The sequence below is a fragment of the Paenibacillus sp. FSL H8-0122 genome (genome assembly GCF_038005345.1).
Taxonomy (GTDB): domain Bacteria; phylum Bacillota; class Bacilli; order Paenibacillales; family Paenibacillaceae; genus Paenibacillus_AQ.
The window spans coordinates 2,697,513-2,717,435 of sequence record NZ_JBBOTB010000001.1 but is presented as its reverse complement, the minus strand read 5'-3'; the positions used below and the strand labels follow the sequence as shown (position 1 = coordinate 2,717,435).

The window sequence follows — 19,923 nt, the reverse complement described above, 5'->3', positions numbered from 1 at the left end:
GGGCTATGCCGGGATAATGTCTTTTTCTTTAGCTGTCCGTTCCTTCCCAAAAGTACATGTCCACGCCTTCCCCTTGGTACGATTCGTCTTTTACCGTTCTCCTATACACTAAATGCATAGAGAATAAACAACAATAGGATGTCGGGAGGACACGAAATGGCAAAATATCTATACCGTTTAGGTCATTGGTCAGCAAGCAATGCGAAATCAGTGATGTTGGGGGGATTTGCAGTTTTAGTGGCATTTGCAATACTTGCGCTGAGCTTGGGGCCAGCGTTCAATGACAACACCTCTATTCCAGGGCTGAAATCCCAATCAGCGATTGATCTGTTAAATAAAGAATTTGCCGGACCACAGGAAAATGGAGGACAAACCCGGCTCGTCATGAAAGCACCACAAGGTCAAACCTTGTCGTCAGAAGCCTCTCAGGCCGCCATTCAGAAAACACAAAAAGAGATTATGGAAGATCCGCAAGTGAAGTCCGTAGCGGGTCCTTATGATAACCGGTCGCTGAATGCCGACAAGACGATAGCCTACATGGACATCACCTACAAAATACCTGCCGGTGAAGTCACAGAAGCTTCCAGAGAACATATCACAGCTGTAGCGGAAGGGATGCGCTTCTCCAATTGGCAAGCTGAGCTGACGGGTCCTGCTTACGTCCAGATGAAAATCATGGGTCCGTCCGAAGTCATTGGTGTACTGATCGCTTTCTTGGTTCTGTCTATCACCTTCAGTTCCTTCCTGCTTGGAGTATTGCCCATTGCAACAGCAGTGGTAGGCCTTGGGATTGGCTTACTCGGTGTAATGATTGGCTCCAATATGCTGGATATTCCCTCAACCTCCATGGCGCTCGCCGCTATGCTTGGGCTGGCGGTGGGTATAGACTATGCGCTCTTCATTGTCTCCAGGTTCCGTCAACAATTGGCCGCGGGCTATAGCAGCAGGGAATCTATAGCAATCGCCAATGCTACAGCAGGCAGCTCCGTAGTCTTCGCAGCCATTACGGTCATCATCGGACTGGCCGGTCTGGCTGTCGTGAACATTCCGTTTCTGACAGCTATGGGGCTGGCAGGTGCATTCTGTGTACTCTTAGCCATGCTCACCTCGATCATCCTGGTTCCTGCCGTGCTCAGCGCTGTGGGGAGCAAGGTCACTGCTTCAAGCGGAAACAAGTGGCTGAAGCCCCGTAAACGGATGAACACAAAAAAGAACCGTCTGGGGCATTTTGTAACAAATAAGCCTTGGACGATAGTTATTCTGGGAATGATCTTGCTGGGTGTAATTGCCTTACCTTTCTCACATCTGCAGTTAGGGAGTTCCGACGACGGGGTGAAATCAACGAAAAAAACGGAGCGCCGGGCGTATGACCTGCTCTCGGAAGGGTACGGCGAAGGCTTTCACAGTCCGCTTATTGTTCTGGCCGTTGCCGAAGGGGAAGGAGACTTCATGACCAATGTATCAAGCGGGTTAAAGGAACTGGAGACTATTCCCAATATAGGTACGGTATCACCGGCTATTCCCGGACCGTCTGGAAAAGCTGCACTGATCAATATTATCCCGGCGACAGGGCCGCATGATACAGAAACGACTAAGCTTGTCGAAGCCATCCGAAATCAGGCTCCTGACATTCTAGAGAAGAACCATGTGGAATTTATGGTTACAGGCAGCACAGCCGTTAATCTTGAGATTTCGCAGAACCTGAGTGATGCGCTGCCTAAATTCTGCCTCATCATCATCGGACTGGCGTTTCTCCTGCTGATGGTCGTATTCCGTTCGCTGCTGGTGCCGGTGAAGGCGGTACTGGGTTTTATTCTCTCCCTTGCAGCAACATTTGGATTTGTCGTCTTCGTCATTCAGGATGGACATCTGGGCAGCATCTTCGGCTTCTACGGTACAGGTCCGGTTCTTAACTTTCTCCCCATCATCGTTGTAGGCATCCTGTTCGGCCTTGCGATGGATTATGAGGTCTTCCTCGTTAGCCGGATGCGTGAAGAATTCACACATACAGGGGATGCCAAGCAAGCCGTGCTGGCGGGAATGGGCCACAGTGGCGGTGTAGTATCGGCAGCGGGTCTGATTATGATCTCCGTATTTACCGGCTTCATGCTGGCAGAAGATCCGATTATCAAGTCGATGGGCTTCGCACTTGCCTTTGGTATTCTCTTCGATGCTTTTGTAGTAAGGCTGCTCATCGTTCCGGCTGTAATGACCCTAATGGGTAAATCTGCATGGTATCTGCCGAAATGGCTGGACCGTATTTTGCCTAATCTTGACATTGAAGGGGAATCGGTAATGAAAGAGCTGAAGCGTAGTGCTGCTTAGAACATTTAATAAACTACTTACTTCTCTTCTAGCTGTGTAATCGCCACTAAGGAATGGTCGGCCAAAGTGAAGATGAGCTCCGCCAGTTCATTACTGGAGAGGATAAACCCTTCTTGTATCCATTCTTGGATGATCGACAGGCTTCCATTGACCAGGTAAGAATAAGTATACCGTTTCAATCGTTCAGGTACGTTGAGTTGAAGCTGGCTATCAATATTCTTGAGTATTTCACTAAGAAGGCGTTTGGGAAATAACACGTTTTCATTGGAGGTGAGGAGCATGACAGTGAATAGCTCCTCATCTTTTTTAATGTACTCCAGAAATGCCAGGATATAAGTAGTACCGCTGTTTCCCGCTTCAATTTTATCCAGATAGGCACTCGTATTATTAATAATCTCCTGTTCAACATTCTCAAGCAGGTCGTAAGCGTTGGCATAATGTAAGTAGAACGTGGAGCGGTTGATGCCTGCTGCGGAGCACAATTCCTTAACGCTGATTTGGCTTATATTCTTCTCTTTGAGCAAGCGGATCAAGCTCTGCTTCAACAATAGCTTCGTTAAGCGCTCACGTTGATTCATGGTCAAATCATCTCCAAGCCATAAAATTTCTATAAAAATAGACACTGTGATCTCAAATGTCTAAATTACATCAAAGCATAAAGCAACTGATGGTTGTTAAATAGACACTGTGTCCGTAGTATGAAGGTAGACGAATGACTTGTCAATAAACTAATGATGCAGGTGAACAATAATGAAGAAAAAACGGATCATGATTACAGGTGCAGCAGGCAATATGGGTGGAGAGACATTAAAGCTGCTGATAAACGATCTGGCGAAATGCGAACTGCTGCTCTTTGATTTAGACAGTCCGAACAGCCGTGAGAAGCTCCAGCGGTATGAAGGGCTGAACGGTGTGGAAGTAGTCTACGGTAATTTGTTGGATCGCAGCCTGGTGGAAGAATGTGTGAAGGATGCCGACATTATTCTTCATATCGCTGCTTTTGTTTCCCCTGCAGCTGATGAGTTTCCCGAACGGGCGATGCAGGTTAACTATGGTTCAGCCAAAAACATTGTTGACGCCATTAAGAAATGCGGCCATGCAGGGATAACGCGCTTTGTAAATATCGGTACAATCGCTGAGACAGGTGACCGTATGCCGCCTATCCATTGGGGGCGAGTAGGAGATCCTCTCAAGCCAAGTGTGTATGATTACTATGCTGTATCCAAAATCGCTGCCGAGCGTATGGTGATTGAATCCGGACTCAGCTATTGGGTGAGTCTCCGCCAGACCGGAATAATGGGCCCTGCGATGAGCAAGATTCAGGACCCGATTATGTTCCATAACTGTCTGGAGAATGTGCTGGAGTATGTGTCGGACCGGGATTCAGGACGATTAATGCGCAACCTGTGCATCCAGGATATTGACGGAGAGCTTGATCAGGCATTCTGGCAGCATATTTACAACATTGGCGGAGGCGAAAGCTGCCGGGTGAGCACGCTTGAGATGTACCGGGTGCTGTACGGCAAGCTTGGCATTACCAATCTGGATCATGTCATCGATCCGAAATGGTATGCCACCCGGAATTTCCATGGACAATACTATCTGGATTCCGACAAGCTGGAGGATTATTTCCATTTCCGCCGGGATACGATGGAATACTTCTATCAGAGCTACCTCGATAATCTTGGCGCACTCGTCCCCGCAGCGAAGGTCATCACGAAGCTCCCGGGAGGGCAAAAATTCATGGGGGCTATGATTAAACGTACACTGAAAAAGCAGGCTGTGAAAGAACGGGGCACGCTACGTTTTATAGAGGATAATGACCTTGAGAAAATCGATGCATATTGGGGAAGTAAGGCAAACTGGGAGACGATTCCGGAGAAGCTGTCCGGGATGAAGAAATTCTCCGCTTGGAATAAAGTGATCAAGCTTGACCATGGTTACGATGAGAATAAGCCTGCCTCAGAGTTAAATATTGAGGATATGAAAGGGGCTGCAACCTTTCGCGGTGGCGAATGCCTGTCTACAGAGATGGAGACGGGGAATTGGACGGATAAGATTGATTTCAAATGTGCATTCGGCCATACCTTTAATGCCAGCCCCAAACTGGTTCTGGAGGGAGGACATTTCTGCCCGCAATGTGAGCGCGAAACCTGGAATTACAAAGAACGTGCCAAACGCGAGCCGTTTTTCGCCCAAGTGTGGAACCCTATTCAAGGCAAGGATGATGGCCGGGAATATGCAAAAATTGTTTCTGAATTACCTTAAGGAGGAAAACTGCAGGGAGGAACACAATGCACAGTCTTAAAAGTCTGGAACTGTGACAATGGACGAGGTGATGGCATGCTCTCGAAGAATGTGAATTTTCTAATGGATTCCTTCTATAATCTTACAGGTCTGCCGATTCGCTACTACCTGGATAATTCGCTTATACGGATGTTGCCTGATGTTCCTTCATTCATTGATCCTGGCGTTCAGATGCAGCAGCAGCTCCTGCCAGATCAGCAAGCAGTATATTACCGTGTGACGGACGAGATTATGTTCTATGGTGTAGTATCGGAAGAAGATGGAGGGGGGATGTTCGTCATTGGCCCCGGATGTATCCCGTTAATTACCTTCGAGAATTTTTTGAGTGCGCTCTGCTTCTTTCATTTCGCAATGAACCAGAAATGCCTCACTGTCGAATCGCTCCTGCTCTCCGGCAACAAGTTCCAGCGCTTCGAACCGGGAATTCAATCTAATTTGTCAGAGGTGCTGTACGAGGCTGACGGGGAGCCCCCAGTCCATGACACCTACAACCTGGAGCGCCAGATCATGTATTATGTCCGAGGCGGTTCTACAGATAAGCTGAATGAGCTATTCGAGAATGCTGTACGTGCTAGGGCAGGAACTATGTCGAAGGACGCGCTGCGCCAGGAGAAGAATATTTTCATTTCCACAGCCACACTTGTAACCCGGGCGGCCATCGAGGGCGGACTGGATGTGGAGATGGCCTACCATCTCAGTGATCTGTATATTCAGCAGGCAGAAAGCCTGACGCGGTTAGACCTGTTGTCCCTGCTCCGGCAGCAGATGGTACTGGATTGTGCCAAGCGAGTGGAGGAGAATAAGTATCCTGCAGACGTCTCTTCATTAACAGAGAGCTGTATCCGTCTGATTCGCAAAAGAATGAACACAGCCATTCTGGTTCGGGAGCTGGCACGCGAGCTAGGTGTCAGCGTCTCCTATCTCTCCCGGATCTTTAAGCGCGACCTGGGAGTCAGCCTGAACGACTATATCAACCATGAAAAAATCGAGGAATCCAAGCGCCTGCTGGCCTTTTCGGGCAAGCCGCTCAGTGAGATCAGCAGCTATCTTTGCTTCTCTTCTCAGAGCTATTTTCAGAATTTGTTCAAAAATGAAACCGGGCTGACTCCCCTCAAGTATCGGAATGCTATGCATCATCAAGAATGAGCTGGAACAGCTAGATAAAGTAAGTTCCCCCAAAGTCCTGCGTTCATAATTGAATGCGGGACTTTTTTTAAGCATGTTCAACAAAACGAAATTAAGGTCATGTTTCTACAATACATTTGTATACGGCTACTCTAAACTGAGGATAAATCACAGAAAGAATGGAGTAGCATAATGAATCATATGAAAGCGTTTTTCCAGTTGCGGTGGCTGAACTCACGGATTACCCAGTCTGAAACCACAGCCAAGGAGCGTTGGTTCGGTTATTTAATCGGTCCTACCGGAGCACTCCTGCTAAATGCGGTACTGGCCTCTTATCTTAATGTGTATTATACCGATGTTCTAGGATTAACCTCCGTTGCCGGCGGCGCCTTCCTGGTCTTGTTTCCGATGCTGTCCAAGATTCTGGACGCAGTGGCCAACATTGTTATGGGCTATGTCATTGACCGGACCCGGACGAAACAGGGCAAGGCCCGGCCGTGGCTCCTGTTGTCCGCTCCGCTGATGATGATTGCCGGGACACTGCTGTTCCTGGTGCCTCAAGCAGATACGAAGATTCAGGTAATCTGGATTATTGTGTCGTATAACCTGTATTACTCGATTGCCTTTACCTCCTATAATGTGGGTCACAATCTGATGGTCCCGCTGTCGACAAGAGATAGTGCACAGCGGGGGAAGCTGTCCGTGTTCAGCCAGATTTCGGTGATTATGATGAGCGGAATCATTGTGGCCCTGATCTTCCCGATGCTCATCCTGCCTGTTATCGGGGTGGACAAGAGCCGCTGGATCCTCGTGATGTGCATCGTTTCGATCCTGGTGCTGCCGCTAACCTTACTGGAGTATTTCTTCACCAGGGAAAGAGTCACCGCCGAGAGCGCAGAAAGGGAAGAGCAGGAAGGCGAGGTTAAGCTCCCGTTCCGCACCCAATTGAAAGCGGTTGTAACTGACCGCTACATGCTGGTTATTCTGCTGTACTTCCTAATTTATACCTTTGCAGTCTGTCTAAAAAACCTGAGTCTAATCTATTATTGCAATTATGTGCTTGGGAGCTATAACGACGGTATAACCCAGACTCTGATTTCCCTGATCGGCGGCATTCCGCTGGGGATTGGCATTGTGATTGTCTGGCCGCTTGCTAAAAAATTCGGCAAGCGCAACATCACCGTAATCGGCTTCATGCTGGTCGCTATCGGCAGCGGACTATGTTGGCTATTCCCGGCCAGTATGCCCGTGGTACTGACCGGCCAGTTCATCAAGAACATGGGGCTGTTGCCCAGTGCATATATCTTCATGGCGCTGTTCGCTGACACACTCGACCATATGGAGTGGAAGAACGGCTTCCGCTGCGACGGGACTGCGATGTCGATTTACACGACGATTTCCGTTACAATGGTGGGCCTCTGCACCGGAATATTTAACGGGCTGCTGTCGAAGGCCGGCTACGCCGCACCTTATTACAATGCTGCAGGAGATCTGATCTCCACTCAAAACAGTGCTGTTCAGCAGGTAATCACCTTCTCCTTCGTAGGTCTGGAGACGATAACAAGTCTGATTCTGATTGGGCTGCTGGCATTCCTGAGTGTGGAGAAGAACCTGAGTCATAAGCAGCAGGATATACGTGAACGCCATTCATCACAACCATTACATTAAAAAGAAAGCAGGAGCTAGATGGATCAACATACCATAATCAAATTAATGAGTCTGGAAGAAAAAATAGCTTTGTGCTCAGGGGCATCCTTCTGGATGACCAAGGCTTTTCCACAATATGAGATCCCTGCACTGTTCCTGAGCGACGGCCCGCATGGCATCCGCAAGCAGGAGGGAGAAGCAGACCATCTGGGACTTAACGCCAGTGTCCAGACGACCTGCTTCCCCACAGCGAGTCTGCTTGGTGCGACTTGGGATGAAGCTTTGCTTACGGAGATTGGTGAAGCGCTAGGCCGGGAGGCTATTCAGGAGGATGTAAATGTAATTCTGGGTCCTGGTGTGAATATGAAGCGCAGCCCGCTGAGCGGACGGAATTTCGAGTATTTCAGTGAAGATCCCTACCTGTCGGGCAAGCTTGCCGCAAGCTGGATCAAGGGTGTCCAGCGTACCGGCACTGGTGTGTCTGTCAAGCATTTCGCGGGCAATAACCAGGAAGCCAAACGAATGAGCAGCGATTCATTGATTGACGAACGGGCCCTACGCGAATATTATTTGCCGGCCTTTGAGATTGCGGTTAAGGAAGCACAGCCTGCTACGGTGATGTGTTCCTACAATAAGCTTAATGGCACCTACGCCAGTGATCACCGGGAATTGCTGACAGATATATTGCGGGAGGAATGGGGCTTCACAGGTGCGGTGATAACCGACTGGGGTGCAATGAATAACAGAATTGAAGGGTTCAAAGCAGGACTGGATTTGGAAATGCCGGGAAGCAAGGGAGCCTTCGATGAGCTTGTCCATCAGGCTGTGCTCTCCGGTCAATTAAGCGAAGCTGATATTGACCAGTCAGTGCTGCGTATCCTGCAGCTGATAGAGCGAACCGCTAACCACCCAGAGAAGCAGGGAAATGCACAGCAAATGTACAATCAGCATCATGAGCTTGCCCGCAAAGCCGCACAAGGCGGCGGTGTCCTGCTGAAGAATGAGAATAGCTTCTTGCCGCTAAGCAAGGACCAGCGCCTGTCTGTCATCGGGAAGCTGGCCGAACAGCCGCGGTATCAGGGCACAGGCTCCTCACTGGTCAACCCCATGCAGATCTATAGCTTTCTGGACGGCCTGGAGCAATATGGTGCAGACTTCAGCTTCTTCGCAGGGTATGAGCTTGAGGATGCCGAGAATGAGGAGCTATTGGAGGCGGCCATTGCGGGAGTCGAACAGGATGCAACAGTCATCGTGGTCATTGGCCTGACCGAGATTTACGAAAGCGAAGGCTTCGACCGCACCACGCTGTCCATTCCTAATAATCAGATTAGGCTGCTCAGCAGATTGGCGGAGACAACCGGTAATGTGATCGCCATCATGGTTGGAGGCTCAGCAGTAGAAACACCATGGATGAAAAAGGTGAGGGCCTGCCTTCATATGCAGCTGTCCGGACAGGCCGGGGGGCTGGCGGCGGCAGACCTGCTGTATGGGACGGTCAACCCTTCGGGGAAATTGACAGAGACCTTTCCGCTCCGGCTAAGCGATGTGGTGAATGCTTCCTATTATGGTGTAGATCCTAAACAGGTTCCGTACCGGGAAAGCATGTTTACCGGTTACCGCTATTTTGACAAAGCAGGCAAGCATGTGGCTTTTCCCTTCGGCTTTGGCCTAAGCTACACTACATTTGCTTATGACCAGCTCCAGGTAGAACGTCTGAAGGACAATGAATTTGTGGTTCGGCTTGAAGTAACGAATAACGGCCCCTCAGACGGGGCGGAAGTTGTTCAGCTATATGTATCCAGGCAAACGCAAGGAGCCTACGGGCCGCTCAAAGAATTAAAAGGATTTGCCAAGGTATTTCTCACCAGCGGCGAACGGCAGAGCGTGGCTCTCCAATTGGATAAGCGCAGCTTTGCCTTTTATGACCCTGACTCCCGGGATTGGCTAATTGAACAAGGGGAGTACAAAATACTGCTCGGCAGTTCCTCCGCTGATATCAGACTGGAATCGTCAGTGCATCTTGAAGGGATTACACCGGAAAAGAGCGCAGTGAATGAATGGTACTATACGCTGGAAGGGATTCCTTCCCTGAAGGATTTCAAATCTGTGTACGGGGATTTCAAGCCGTTTATCATGCCGGGTAAAGGCAGGTTTACGGTGGAATGCTCTGTCTTTGAGATGAAGGACCATAGTTTTATTTTCAAGCAATTCTATAAGGCCATTGAACGGGTCATTGCCAAATCAACTACGGCAGACGGGAAACCGGACTATGCCAACGTGCATTTCAAAATGCTGATGGCATCGGCCAGCGATAATCCGATCCGGACCATGGCGCTGCTCAGCCCCGGCTTGTTGACCTTCAGACGCATTCAGCTGCTGGTGGATTTGGCCAACGGACATTGGATCAAGGGATTTCGCAGATTCTTTACTAAATAATGCAGTTGAGCATAAGACAATGGAGGAGAATGCATGATTACAGCAGCTAAATTAAGAACGGAATATCTCGACAATCCGCTTGGCATTGACATTACCCGGCCGCGCTTCTTCTGGATTCTGCAGGGGGATTCCAATGATCAAACCGCCTACAGAATTGAAGTGCAGAATGACCGCCAAGAGCTCTACTGGGATTCGGGAAAGGTGGCCAGTGAAGATTATACGCACATTCCATACGGCGGCAAGGCATTACAGAGCCGGGATGCCCTGTCCTGGCGGGTGAAGCTGTGGGATGAAAGGAATATCGAGGGGGAGTGGAGTCTTCCGGCAACCTTTGAGATGGGACTCTTGAAGGAGGAGGATTGGAGTGCTTGCTGGATTACCGGCGATTATGAGGTGCTTAAAAAGCAGCGCTATCCCGCAGATTATTTCCAGAAGACGTTCATGGTGGCGGAACAGCCGCGTAAAGCACGTATCTATCTTACCGCTTGCGGCCTCTATGATGCCTATCTTAACGGCGAGCGCATTGGTGACCAACAATTTGCTCCAGGTGTGACAGATTACCGCATACGGCTGCAATACCAGACCTATGATATATCGGAACATCTGCGTGTGGGTAATAACGAGCTTATGATTATCCTGGGCGACGGCTGGCACCGCGGACATGTAGGTGCCTTGAGCTTCAGCAACGTGTTTGGCGATGAAACGAAGGTACTGGGACAATTGGAATATATTACAGAGCGGGGAGCACTGGAAACGGTCATCACCGATGGAACCTTTGACTGGACCAATAAGGGGCCGATCCGGGAGAATGATCTGAAGGACGGAGAGCGGGTGGATTCGCGCCTTGTACCTGCATTTAGCCATAAGGCTAAAATAACCGCCTGTAGTACACCGAAGTCCGCTTCCAACAATGTGCCCATCCGGGAGAAGGAAATATTCACACCGAAGCTGATCACGACCCCTGCAGGCAAAACAGTGCTTGATTTCGGCCAAAATATTGCCGGATATATCTCCATAAAGGTTCAGGGAGATGCCGGACATGCCGTTACCATCAAGCTGGGAGAAACGCTCGACAGCAAGGGTGAATTTACACAGCGGAACTTTCAGATCGAAGATGAAGCTCATGCACGCGGCAAAAAATATATCAAGCAGCAACTCGAATACATCTGCAATGGCCAGGAATCGACCTACAAGCAGCGCTTTGCGATCTCCGGCTTCCGTTATGCCTATCCCGAAAACTGGCCAGGCAAGCTTACAGAGGACAGTGTGACAGCGATTGCTGTTTATTCCGATATGGAGGAGACAGGCAGGTTTGCTGCGAGCGACCCCTTCGTGAATCAACTGGTGGCCAATACGCTCTGGAGCATGAAGGGCAACTTTCTGGATGTTCCAACCGATTGTCCTACCCGCGAGCGGGCAGCGTGGACTGGCGATGCGCAAATTTTCTTCAATACCGGCAGCTACCTGATGAATACCGCCCCTTTCTTTCGCAAATGGCTGAAGGATTTAACAGACCGGCAAGGTAAGGATGGAAAAGTGCCCAATATTGTGCCGACCGTAGGCAATGAGGGCTATCTGAAGGCCGTAGACGGCTCTGTAGGCTGGGGAGACGCTTCAATTATCGTGCCGCATCACTTCTGGAAAAAATATGGGGATCACACGTTGCTGGAGGCGCATTATCCATCCATGAAAGCATTCATGGAGTTTGAGATCAAACGTGCTTCCCGGACGTTTCCGACCCGGCTGTTCAAGAAGAATCCTTACCGGAAATATACGTATGACACCGGTCAGCACTTTGGGGAATGGCTGGAGCCGGAAAAATATGAAAATTTCATTATAGGTATGATTCTTCCTCGTCCGGAGGAATCCACCGCCTATCTCTCTTACGATGCCTCCTTGATGGCAGCGGCAGCGGCTGAAATGAACGATATGCCGGCCATTGCGCGTTATAAGGAGTATGAAACCGGGGCAAAGCAGGCGTATAATTATCTGTTTGTGAAGGAGAAGGATATTCGGGCCGACCGGCAAGCTAAATTGGTGCGTCCCCTCGGACTGGGGCTGCTGGAAGGTGAGGCCTATGACCGGGTGATGAAGCGTCTTGTGGACAACATTCGCAAGCGGCAGCATACGATTGGCACCGGCTTTCTGTCGACACCATTTGTCTTGCCCTTGTTGACCGAGAATGGCTATATAGAGGATGCCTATACCATGCTGAAGCAGGACAAGGCACCAGGCTGGATGTATCAGATCAAGAAGGGGGCGACTACCATTTGGGAAACGTGGACCGGGCTTAATGAGCAAGGGGAAGTGAATGCATCCTATAATCACTATGCGTTTGGCTGCATTACCGAGTGGCTATTTGCTTATGCAGCAGGCATTCAAGTCGCAGGTCCCCGGAGCTTCACCATCAGACCTTTTCCCGGAGGCGGGCTGAATTACCTGAACTGCTCCTATGACAGCATCTATGGCCGTGTATCCAGCAATTGGCTAGTGGTTAATGAGACTTGCGTGTTAAAAGTAGAAGTGCCCAAAGGGACAAAAGCCCGGATTATACTGCCGAGCGGAGACAAGGCGGATGTTGGACCTGGCGAGCATGAATTTCAGTGGAGAATGGGGGACCTTTAAATGAATATATCCCCCTTTTTGCGAGCTGGCGATGTGAGGGAACCATTTATAGCTCCTCGCAGGACCCGCATTCCAAAGAAGTTATCAAGGGTGCTGGAGAGAGGAAGTATCGAATGATTGATTTCTTGAGCTTTTCGTTTTAATTCAGGTTAAGAACAAGTGAGCCCAATAATTTCTGTAGGCTCACTTGTTCTTAAAGGTACCCTAACCTATACATTTATTGCTTATAATCTGTGTTTACCGTTACTTCTTTCCATTGTTCTATGCTGGCAAGCAGGTTATTAAATTTATAGGTTGCTGCTTCATAGGCTTGTTGTCCAAGCAACAAACGAAGAGGCGGCTCTGTTGTTTCCACGACTTTAATAACGGCTTCCGCAGCCTTTGCAGGATCTCCAGGTTCTTGACCCGCACCGAGCCCGATTCCTTGCAGCATTTGTCCGACGGCGGATTCTTTCAGCTCAGGGATGCTTGTCTCTGTTTTGACAGAAGAGCGGCCGCCCCAATCGGTGCGGAAGCCGCTTGGCTCTATCAAAGTCACATGAATATTAAAAGGGTGCAATTCTTGGGCGAGACTCTCGGATATACCCTCCACAGCGTATTTTGAAGCATGGTAATAGCCAAGGGTCGGGAAGGAAGTCAGACCGCCAATGGATGAGAAGTTTATAATGTGACCACTTTTTTGTGATCTCATATGAGGAAGAACAGCATTGGTTACATGCATAAGTCCCCAGAAGTTGACCTCGAACATCTTACGCGTTTCTTCCTCTACGCTTTCCTCAACAGAGCTGAAATATCCGATACCTGCATTGTTCACAAGCACATCAATACGGTTAAACCGCTCAATCGTGCGGTCAACCACATTACGGATCTGCTCTGGATTGGTGACGTCCAGTGGAAGAGCAATCACCTGATCCTCATGCCCGGCGGTAAGATCGGTTACCTGCTCAACATTCCGTGCGGTCACGACAACGTTATAGCCGGCTTCAATCGCTTGCTGCGCGATATGCCGCCCAAATCCTGTTGAACATCCTGTGATAAGCCATACTTTTGCTTCAGACAATGTAATCACTCCTTCAAGGGTATAACTTCACTATAAATCTTAAAGTTAACTTGAAGTCAATACTATTTTTAAAATATGATTCCTCATAGACTATTTCATCTTCTTATACATCAAAACCTCATAGAGTGCTATCTTGCGGATAATCTTCTCCAGATGAAACTGAGTCTGAGCCATACTGCGTTCCACTTTAGTTTTATGCATAAGCAAAAATTGTTTTCTGGCCTCCAGAGAGGGATCACCTTGCCGGATCAGCTCTGTATAAGCCTTAATATCTTCAATGGACATTCCCGTATCTTTCAGAGCGATAACCAGTTCAAGCCACTCTAAGACCTCGTCCGAATATTCTCTTCTGCCTGAAGCATTCCGTTCAACCTGTGGCAAGATGCCTTCTTGTTCATAATAGCGTAGAGTGGAGGGACGTAAGCCTGTGATCTTCTCAATTTCACTGATACTGTACATGCTAAAGTACTCCTTTCATAGTTAAAGCTAGCTTGAAGTGAATTATACCTTTTTCATGAAGCACAAGCGAACTTGTTATATCTTTGCTTTACGTATGAGCCTTGACATTATGAAATATAATAGTTATTACAGACACCTAAAGTCCTTATTAAAAATAACTATCAATGAGGTTCTCAAAAGCTAAAGGAGAGCGAGAAGATGGATGTATTCAAAAGCCAGTATGAAATGATCCAACGTACAAGGGAGTCATTATTTCGTTATTGCGAAACGATGTCGCCCACAGATTATGTGAAAGAAGTAGAAAGCTTTGGCGGAGCTTCTATTTGCAGTCTGCACGCTCATGTAGCCGATTGTTATCGGGTATGGTTAGGAATCCGTGCCCTTGGTAAACCACTTCCCAAAGTAAATCCGAAGTCCGTAGACACTTTACAGAAAATGCGTGAATTGTTTAAGAACACGGATGAACTGGTTTATGAATTTCTAAATGACTTTAAAACCAAAGGAGATACTCCCCCTTCAGCATCCTGGCAGAGTGACAGTGTAGAGTTAACCGAATTATGGTTATTTACGCACACCATCACCCACGAATTTCATCACAGAGGACAAATTGTTAAAATAGGCAGGCAACTCGGGTACATCCCGCCGAAAATGAACCTCGCTAAACTTTAGTGATTTCATGGAATAAGATTCCGCGCCCAGCGCGGTTTTTTTTGTTTTACTCTTTTACGCAATTGGCTTATCGTACTCTATGACAGAGCATACAAGAAAATGGAGGTTTAACTTTGAGACGTTCTCCTATACCTTTATTGTAAGCGATTACACAATAAACTGATGGCATTTTATACGAAACCGAAAATCATGAAGCTGGTATTTTTCAATGATTGCAAGGGGGGACACATCATGGTTACCGAGTTCATAAAGAGACATACGTCCTGGTTAATTTTCGGCAAACGCTTCATGAAATACGGTCTTATATTGGCCATTCTTATGCTAATGATCATTCCGCTGTATTTCAAATCCTATACGCTCGCCAAGCAGCTGACACTGGATAAAAGCGAATCCAAGCTGCTGGACGGCGTGGAATCGTTGGAGCAGCAGGTGCTGCGGGCCCAAAACATTACCAGCCTGCTGCTCCAGGAGGAATCGTTTATGCATTTGTTTTTTCTAAAAGGTGTTCCGTCCAGCGGATACTACATGGATATCAAAGTATTACAGACCAAATTAAAAACCCTGGCGCTGACCCAGGATATGTATTCCAACGTATATATCCGCTTCAAGGACAATCCGGTATTTATCTCCAACTATATTTCATCGGACGACTATGAAGATGTGTATGCCCAATACTACGGGTACGGAAAGCTCTCGGCGGAAGAGTGGCAGGACCGGCTGTTCGGCGAGAACTACACCATGAAGCTATTTCCGGCCAAGGAGGTATACTCCTCTTACTACAGCCGCAAGCCATTCGACGGCATTACGGCCGTCATTAACAATTCCTATTTCAACGCCATTGAGCAAAAAAGCGTCCTGGCCATCGACATGGACCGTGAGGACCTTGTAAGCAAACTTCTGTATGAGGATCAGACGGATGATCATTTCGTCTACATTGCCGACAGCGAAGGCCGTATTTTACTGTCCCATAATTATGAAAAAGGTGATCCGCTGGAATCGGCGGAGACGCTAGCCGAAACTGAGATTTCGGGCGGCAAGTATATCTTGCTTACGCGTTCAAGCGAACGGCTGGGACTTCAGGTCGTAGTCGGCATCCCGGCGGGAGCCTTCGAGGAGAACGTTAATTCCCTGCTCGAACTTGTAGTACTTTACGTCGTGGCGGGCATGGTACTTACCGTGCTTCTGGCATTCCTTTTTTCGATGAGGGAGACGAACGCTTTGAAGAAGCTGGTAGAGACGGCGGCAAGGTCGACCCAAAAAGGCTTAACGCTCCGCAATGAATTCGAGTACCTTGACAACGCCTTTACTGAGATTCATACACGGAGCGAGCAGCAGCAAGGGCGGATCGAAGCATTGAACGATTCCATTAAATATTCCATTGCCAAGCATATGCTCATTCTGGGTGCCTTTACGGAGCGGGAAAAGGAAGAAGCGGAAAGCTATTTCGGCTCTGCCTTCGAGCGGTTTTGTGTGGTGAAGGCCATGTACAAGGTGGACGGCCCCCATGCAGGACTTAAGGCTGTGCAGCACAATATCGGACTGGAGCTGGAGGAACGGTTTAACGCCGTCATGCGCCATCGTCCGCTTGCACTCAATTTTCATGCGAGCGAAACGGTTTTTATCCTGTTTTTTGATCCCGAGGAAAATGCAGTAGGGCGTTCGGAGATTAAAGTCCGGTTGTCGGAGTTAATCCGGTCGCTCAATGCCGAATCGCCGCTGGCGGTGACGGTAAGCATCGGCGTCAGCGAAATCATGTCCGGTCCTGAGCAGGCCAAGGCAGCTTATCAGCAAGCGAAATACGCCCTGGGTATCAATGAGAACGAGGTAGCCAGCGGAGTGTATCTGTTTGAACTTCCTTCCGATTCCGATAGTCGTCCGGCTTTCGACAATGCCGTGCTGTTGAAGCTGCACGATGCCCTGATCGCTGGTGAGACAAGCCTGGTATCGCAAATATTGGATGATTGTCTTGGACTTCTGGCCGACTATTCCCTAACGGAGCAAGAGCAGCTGCAGATCTTTTTCTCCGTCCGGCAGACGGTGTTCGGTGCCCATAAGGTGATCGGCGGAGACAAGAGTAGTCCGGGTGGACAAGCGTTGACGATTCCGGCTTACGACCAGTCGCAGGATATGATCCGGCTGGCTGACCGCCTGCGGAGGACCGCGTTCGATTTATGCGACATCGTCATAGGCAACAAGAAGAGCAACAATAACAGGCTGAAGTCCGACATTTTAAATTATATCAGGGCGCATTATGGAGATGCTGGCCTTTCTGCCGGCGGTATCGCCAGTGAACTGCTTATTTCCGAGAAATATGTCTTTTCCTTTGTCAAGGAGCAGACCGGTAAAAGTCTGGGCAAATATATTGAAGAAATTCGGCTGCTGAACGCGGAGCAACTGCTGTTAACCACCGATTATGCCAATAACCGGATTTGGAAGCTGTGCGGCTTTGGCAGCGAAAATACATTCTACCGGGCTTTCTCTAAAAAGCATGGTGTAACGCCGAACGTTTGGCGGGAAAACCAGGGAAGTCTTACCGACTGACAATGGGGAGGAGAATTGCCAGCCCCTCTGATCTTACCCGATGGCAGTGCATAGGAGAAGTAACGGTTTTCACGGTGGGGCTAAGGGCAATACAATCAACCTGTAAGCGATTACAAAAAAATTGTGGATCACACGATCCCAAAAGGGAGGAATACCGTTTGACCCAACAGATCAGTAAGGAAAGGAAGGCGCTGTCGGCAGGTTTGTTAGTTCTTCCTATGCTGGGAGCGCTGCTCTCGGCTTGCTCACAAGGCAATCAACAGGCGAATGAGAGCGGAGAAGGAGGACGCCCCGTCATTACGGTTGCCGTTCAGGCTAATCCGAATGTAGAGGACTATGAAACGAACCATTATACGAAGCTTGTCGAAGATGCGATGAACGTCGATTTGAAATTTCTGGAATTGCCCAGCCAAGCGGACGAAGCGTTAACCAAGCTTTCGCTGATGGTCTCCTCGGGAGCGGAACTGCCGGATGTCGTCAACATTTATTTAAATGAATCCACGGTCTTTGATTATGCTGCCAAAGGCGTGTTCATCCCCCAGGACGATTATTTGAATAATCCGGAGCTCGCTGTCAATTTCAATAAAATACCGGAAAAAGAATTCGTTCGCAGCTCGATGAAGCTCCCGGATGGCAAGGTGTACGCACTGCCCAGATACTCCCCGCAGAAATGGAATGAAGGCTCCAACCGTGCCTGGATCAACAGCGAATGGCTGGAGAAGCTGAAGCTGGACATGCCGAAAACGACAGATGATCTATATAATGTCCTGAAAGCGTTTGTAGAACAGGACCCGAACGGAAACGGCAAGAAGGACGAAGTCGGTTTTGTCGGCTCGCTGAACGGCTGGTCGCAGAACCCGCGCGTCTATCTGATGAATGCTTTTATTTACGCCGATCCGGGCAAGAGCTATATGAATGTGAAGGATGGCCGGATCTTCCCGGCTTACACCCAGACGGAATGGAAGGAAGGGCTGGAGTATATGAATAAGCTGGTTAAAGACGGCCTGTTCTCGCCCTTGTCCTTCACCCAGGATGAAACCCAGATGAAGGCGCTTATCAACGTGCCGGGCGGCATGGCTGGCGTTGTTACGGCCGGCAGCTACAGTACATTCGGTCCGGAGCTGGACAACAAAATGACGTTGCTGCCCCCGGTCAAAGGTCCTTCCGGCCTGAGTGCGACTCCGTACAGTCCCTCCCTGCCAACCCAGCTGTGGTTCATCACGAAGGACGCGAAGGATCCGGAGCTTGCTTTCAAGGTCGGCGATTATATGCTGGACCCTGAGCTGTCTATCGTCAGCCGCTACGGCGAGAAGGGTGTCGACTGGAGCGATGATCCAGCCGTTGTCGCCGGGTATGTCGGCCCGTTTGAAGATTTGGAAGGTGTGCCTGCAGCCGTTGCTGAGCTGAATCCGTCCATTTGGAACAACCCGCAAAATAAACACTGGAACGATGCCAATCCCGCTTACCGTTCACTGGAACTGGGGAAAACGGTATCCAACCTCAAGAAGGGTGCGGACGATGTACTGCCCAACTGGAGACCTGCATTTGAGGAAGGGTATGTACCCGCTTTTCCGGAAGAAGTCATCGTCAAGCTGAGCTATCTGCCGGAAGAGTTGAAGCAAATCGCCAACAGCAAAACGGCGATCGACAACTACGTGAATGAAAGCGCCGTTGCCTTCATCACTGGCAACCGTCCGCTGTCCCAGTGGGACGATTATATTGCCGAACTGAATAAAATGGGCATTGAGCAATATCTGGAAGTCACTCAAGCTGCCTATGACCGGTCGAAGTAGCCATGCGAGCATCTATATTTCATTGGCTGAAAAAAGAAGTTTTTCCGAGCTGGCAGTTGTATCTGTTTCTCATTCCGGCCACCGTGTACATCATCATTTTTGCTTATGTGCCGATGGCAGGCGTTCAGATTGCCTTTAAAAACTACAATTTCAATCTGGGAATCTGGGGCAGTGAATGGATTGGATGGGACAATTTCAGGCGGTTCTTCGATTCCTATCAGTTTACAACCCTTATTTGGAACACCATTAGCCTGTCCGTGTACAGTTTGCTGATTTCCTTTCCTTTGCCGATTCTGTTTGCCCTGATGCTTAATTCGTTTACGGGGCAGAAATTTAAAAAAATCGTACAATCCGTTTCTTATATGCCGCATTTTATTTCGACGGTTGTCATCGTCGGCATGCTGGTTCAGCTGTTCAATCCGCGCACAGGTGCTTTTGGAGCGCTGTATACGTTCTTTAGCGGTGAATTGCTGGCGGACGCCTTTGCCAATCCGGGCGCTTTCCAGCACTTGTATGTCTGGTCCGGCATATGGCAGGGCATCGGCTGGAGCAGCATCATTTACATCGCCGCCTTGTCTTCCGTTGACGAGCATTTGCACGAGGCTGCTCAAATCGACGGTGCTTCGCGTCTGCAGCGGGTGCGGCATATCGATTTCCCGTCTATTTTACCTACGGCTACCATCATGCTGATCCTTGCGGTCGGCAATATCATGGAAGTTGGATTTGAGAAGGTGTTTCTCATGCAGAATGAATTAAATATTTCGAAAAGCGAAGTTATCTCCACTTATGTATATAAGGTAGGGTTGACGATCGGTTCGGGCGATTTCTCGTTTGCAACTGCGATTGGGTTGTTTAATTCACTCATCAACTTTGTGCTGTTGATTATGGTGAACTACGCCGCCAAGAAATTCAGCGATACCAGCCTGTGGTAAGGAG

General features: G+C 48.9%; 13 protein-coding genes. 10 read left to right on the top strand and 3 right to left on the bottom strand.

Annotated features, from left to right (window positions below; all coding sequences use genetic code 11):
* Positions 1–156 precede the first annotated feature (156 nt).
* Entirely contained in the window at positions 157–2,325 is a 2,169-nt protein-coding gene (locus NSS64_RS11960; protein WP_445667791.1) for an MMPL family transporter, read from the top strand.
* Between the two features lie 17 nt (positions 2,326–2,342).
* Here NSS64_RS11960 and NSS64_RS11955 read toward each other — a convergent pair whose 3' ends face one another.
* On the bottom strand, positions 2,343–2,903 hold the full coding sequence (locus tag NSS64_RS11955) for a TetR/AcrR family transcriptional regulator (protein WP_341140214.1): 561 nt from the start codon (positions 2,901–2,903) through the stop codon (positions 2,343–2,345).
* 172 nt (positions 2,904–3,075) lie between these two features.
* Between NSS64_RS11955 and NSS64_RS11950 the strand changes: the two genes are divergently transcribed.
* The 5 genes from NSS64_RS11950 (at position 3,076) to NSS64_RS11930 (ending at position 12,465) form a co-directional block, all read left to right on the top strand.
* On the top strand, positions 3,076–4,593 hold the full coding sequence (locus NSS64_RS11950; protein ID WP_341140213.1) for an NAD-dependent epimerase/dehydratase family protein: 1,518 nt from the start codon (positions 3,076–3,078) through the stop codon (positions 4,591–4,593).
* 75 nt (positions 4,594–4,668) lie between these two features.
* Positions 4,669–5,778, top strand: coding sequence for a helix-turn-helix domain-containing protein (locus tag NSS64_RS11945; RefSeq protein WP_341140212.1), 1,110 nt, complete (start codon positions 4,669–4,671; stop codon positions 5,776–5,778).
* 171 nt (positions 5,779–5,949) lie between these two features.
* Positions 5,950–7,425, top strand: a complete 1,476-nt coding sequence (locus tag NSS64_RS11940) for an MFS transporter (protein ID WP_341140211.1) — start codon at positions 5,950–5,952, stop codon at positions 7,423–7,425.
* Between the two features lie 93 nt (positions 7,426–7,518).
* Complete coding sequence (locus NSS64_RS11935; protein ID WP_341140210.1) at positions 7,519–9,840, top strand: glycoside hydrolase family 3 C-terminal domain-containing protein; 2,322 nt, start codon at positions 7,519–7,521, stop codon at positions 9,838–9,840.
* Positions 9,841–9,873: 33 nt separating this feature from the next.
* A complete protein-coding gene (locus tag NSS64_RS11930) occupies positions 9,874–12,465 on the top strand; it encodes a family 78 glycoside hydrolase catalytic domain (RefSeq protein WP_341140209.1) in 2,592 nt (863 codons plus the stop codon).
* 217 nt (positions 12,466–12,682) lie between these two features.
* Here NSS64_RS11930 and NSS64_RS11925 read toward each other — a convergent pair whose 3' ends face one another.
* Together NSS64_RS11925 and NSS64_RS11920 are read right to left on the bottom strand one after the other, a co-directional pair.
* Positions 12,683–13,534 carry an oxidoreductase gene (locus tag NSS64_RS11925; RefSeq protein WP_341140208.1) on the bottom strand — a complete coding sequence of 284 codons (852 nt, stop codon included), beginning with the start codon at positions 13,532–13,534 and terminating at the stop codon, positions 12,683–12,685.
* 81 nt (positions 13,535–13,615) lie between these two features.
* A complete protein-coding gene (locus tag NSS64_RS11920; RefSeq protein ID WP_340940545.1) occupies positions 13,616–13,984 on the bottom strand; it encodes a MerR family transcriptional regulator in 369 nt (122 codons plus the stop codon).
* Positions 13,985–14,182: 198 nt separating this feature from the next.
* Between NSS64_RS11920 and NSS64_RS11915 the strand changes: the two genes are divergently transcribed.
* From NSS64_RS11915 to NSS64_RS11900, 4 genes are all read left to right on the top strand, one after another.
* Positions 14,183–14,653 (top strand): DinB family protein, encoded by a 471-nt coding sequence (locus NSS64_RS11915; protein ID WP_341140207.1) that lies wholly within the window; start codon positions 14,183–14,185, stop codon positions 14,651–14,653.
* Between the two features lie 231 nt (positions 14,654–14,884).
* Entirely contained in the window at positions 14,885–17,194 is a 2,310-nt protein-coding gene (locus NSS64_RS11910; RefSeq protein ID WP_341140206.1) for a helix-turn-helix domain-containing protein, read from the top strand.
* A 158-nt stretch (positions 17,195–17,352) separates the two neighbouring features.
* A complete protein-coding gene (locus NSS64_RS11905) occupies positions 17,353–18,987 on the top strand; it encodes an extracellular solute-binding protein (protein ID WP_341140205.1) in 1,635 nt (544 codons plus the stop codon).
* 2 nt (positions 18,988–18,989) lie between these two features.
* Positions 18,990–19,919: an ABC transporter permease gene (locus NSS64_RS11900; RefSeq protein WP_341140204.1), complete on the top strand. Its 930-nt coding sequence runs from the start codon at positions 18,990–18,992 to the stop codon at positions 19,917–19,919.
* The last annotated feature ends 4 nt before the right edge of the window (positions 19,920–19,923 follow it).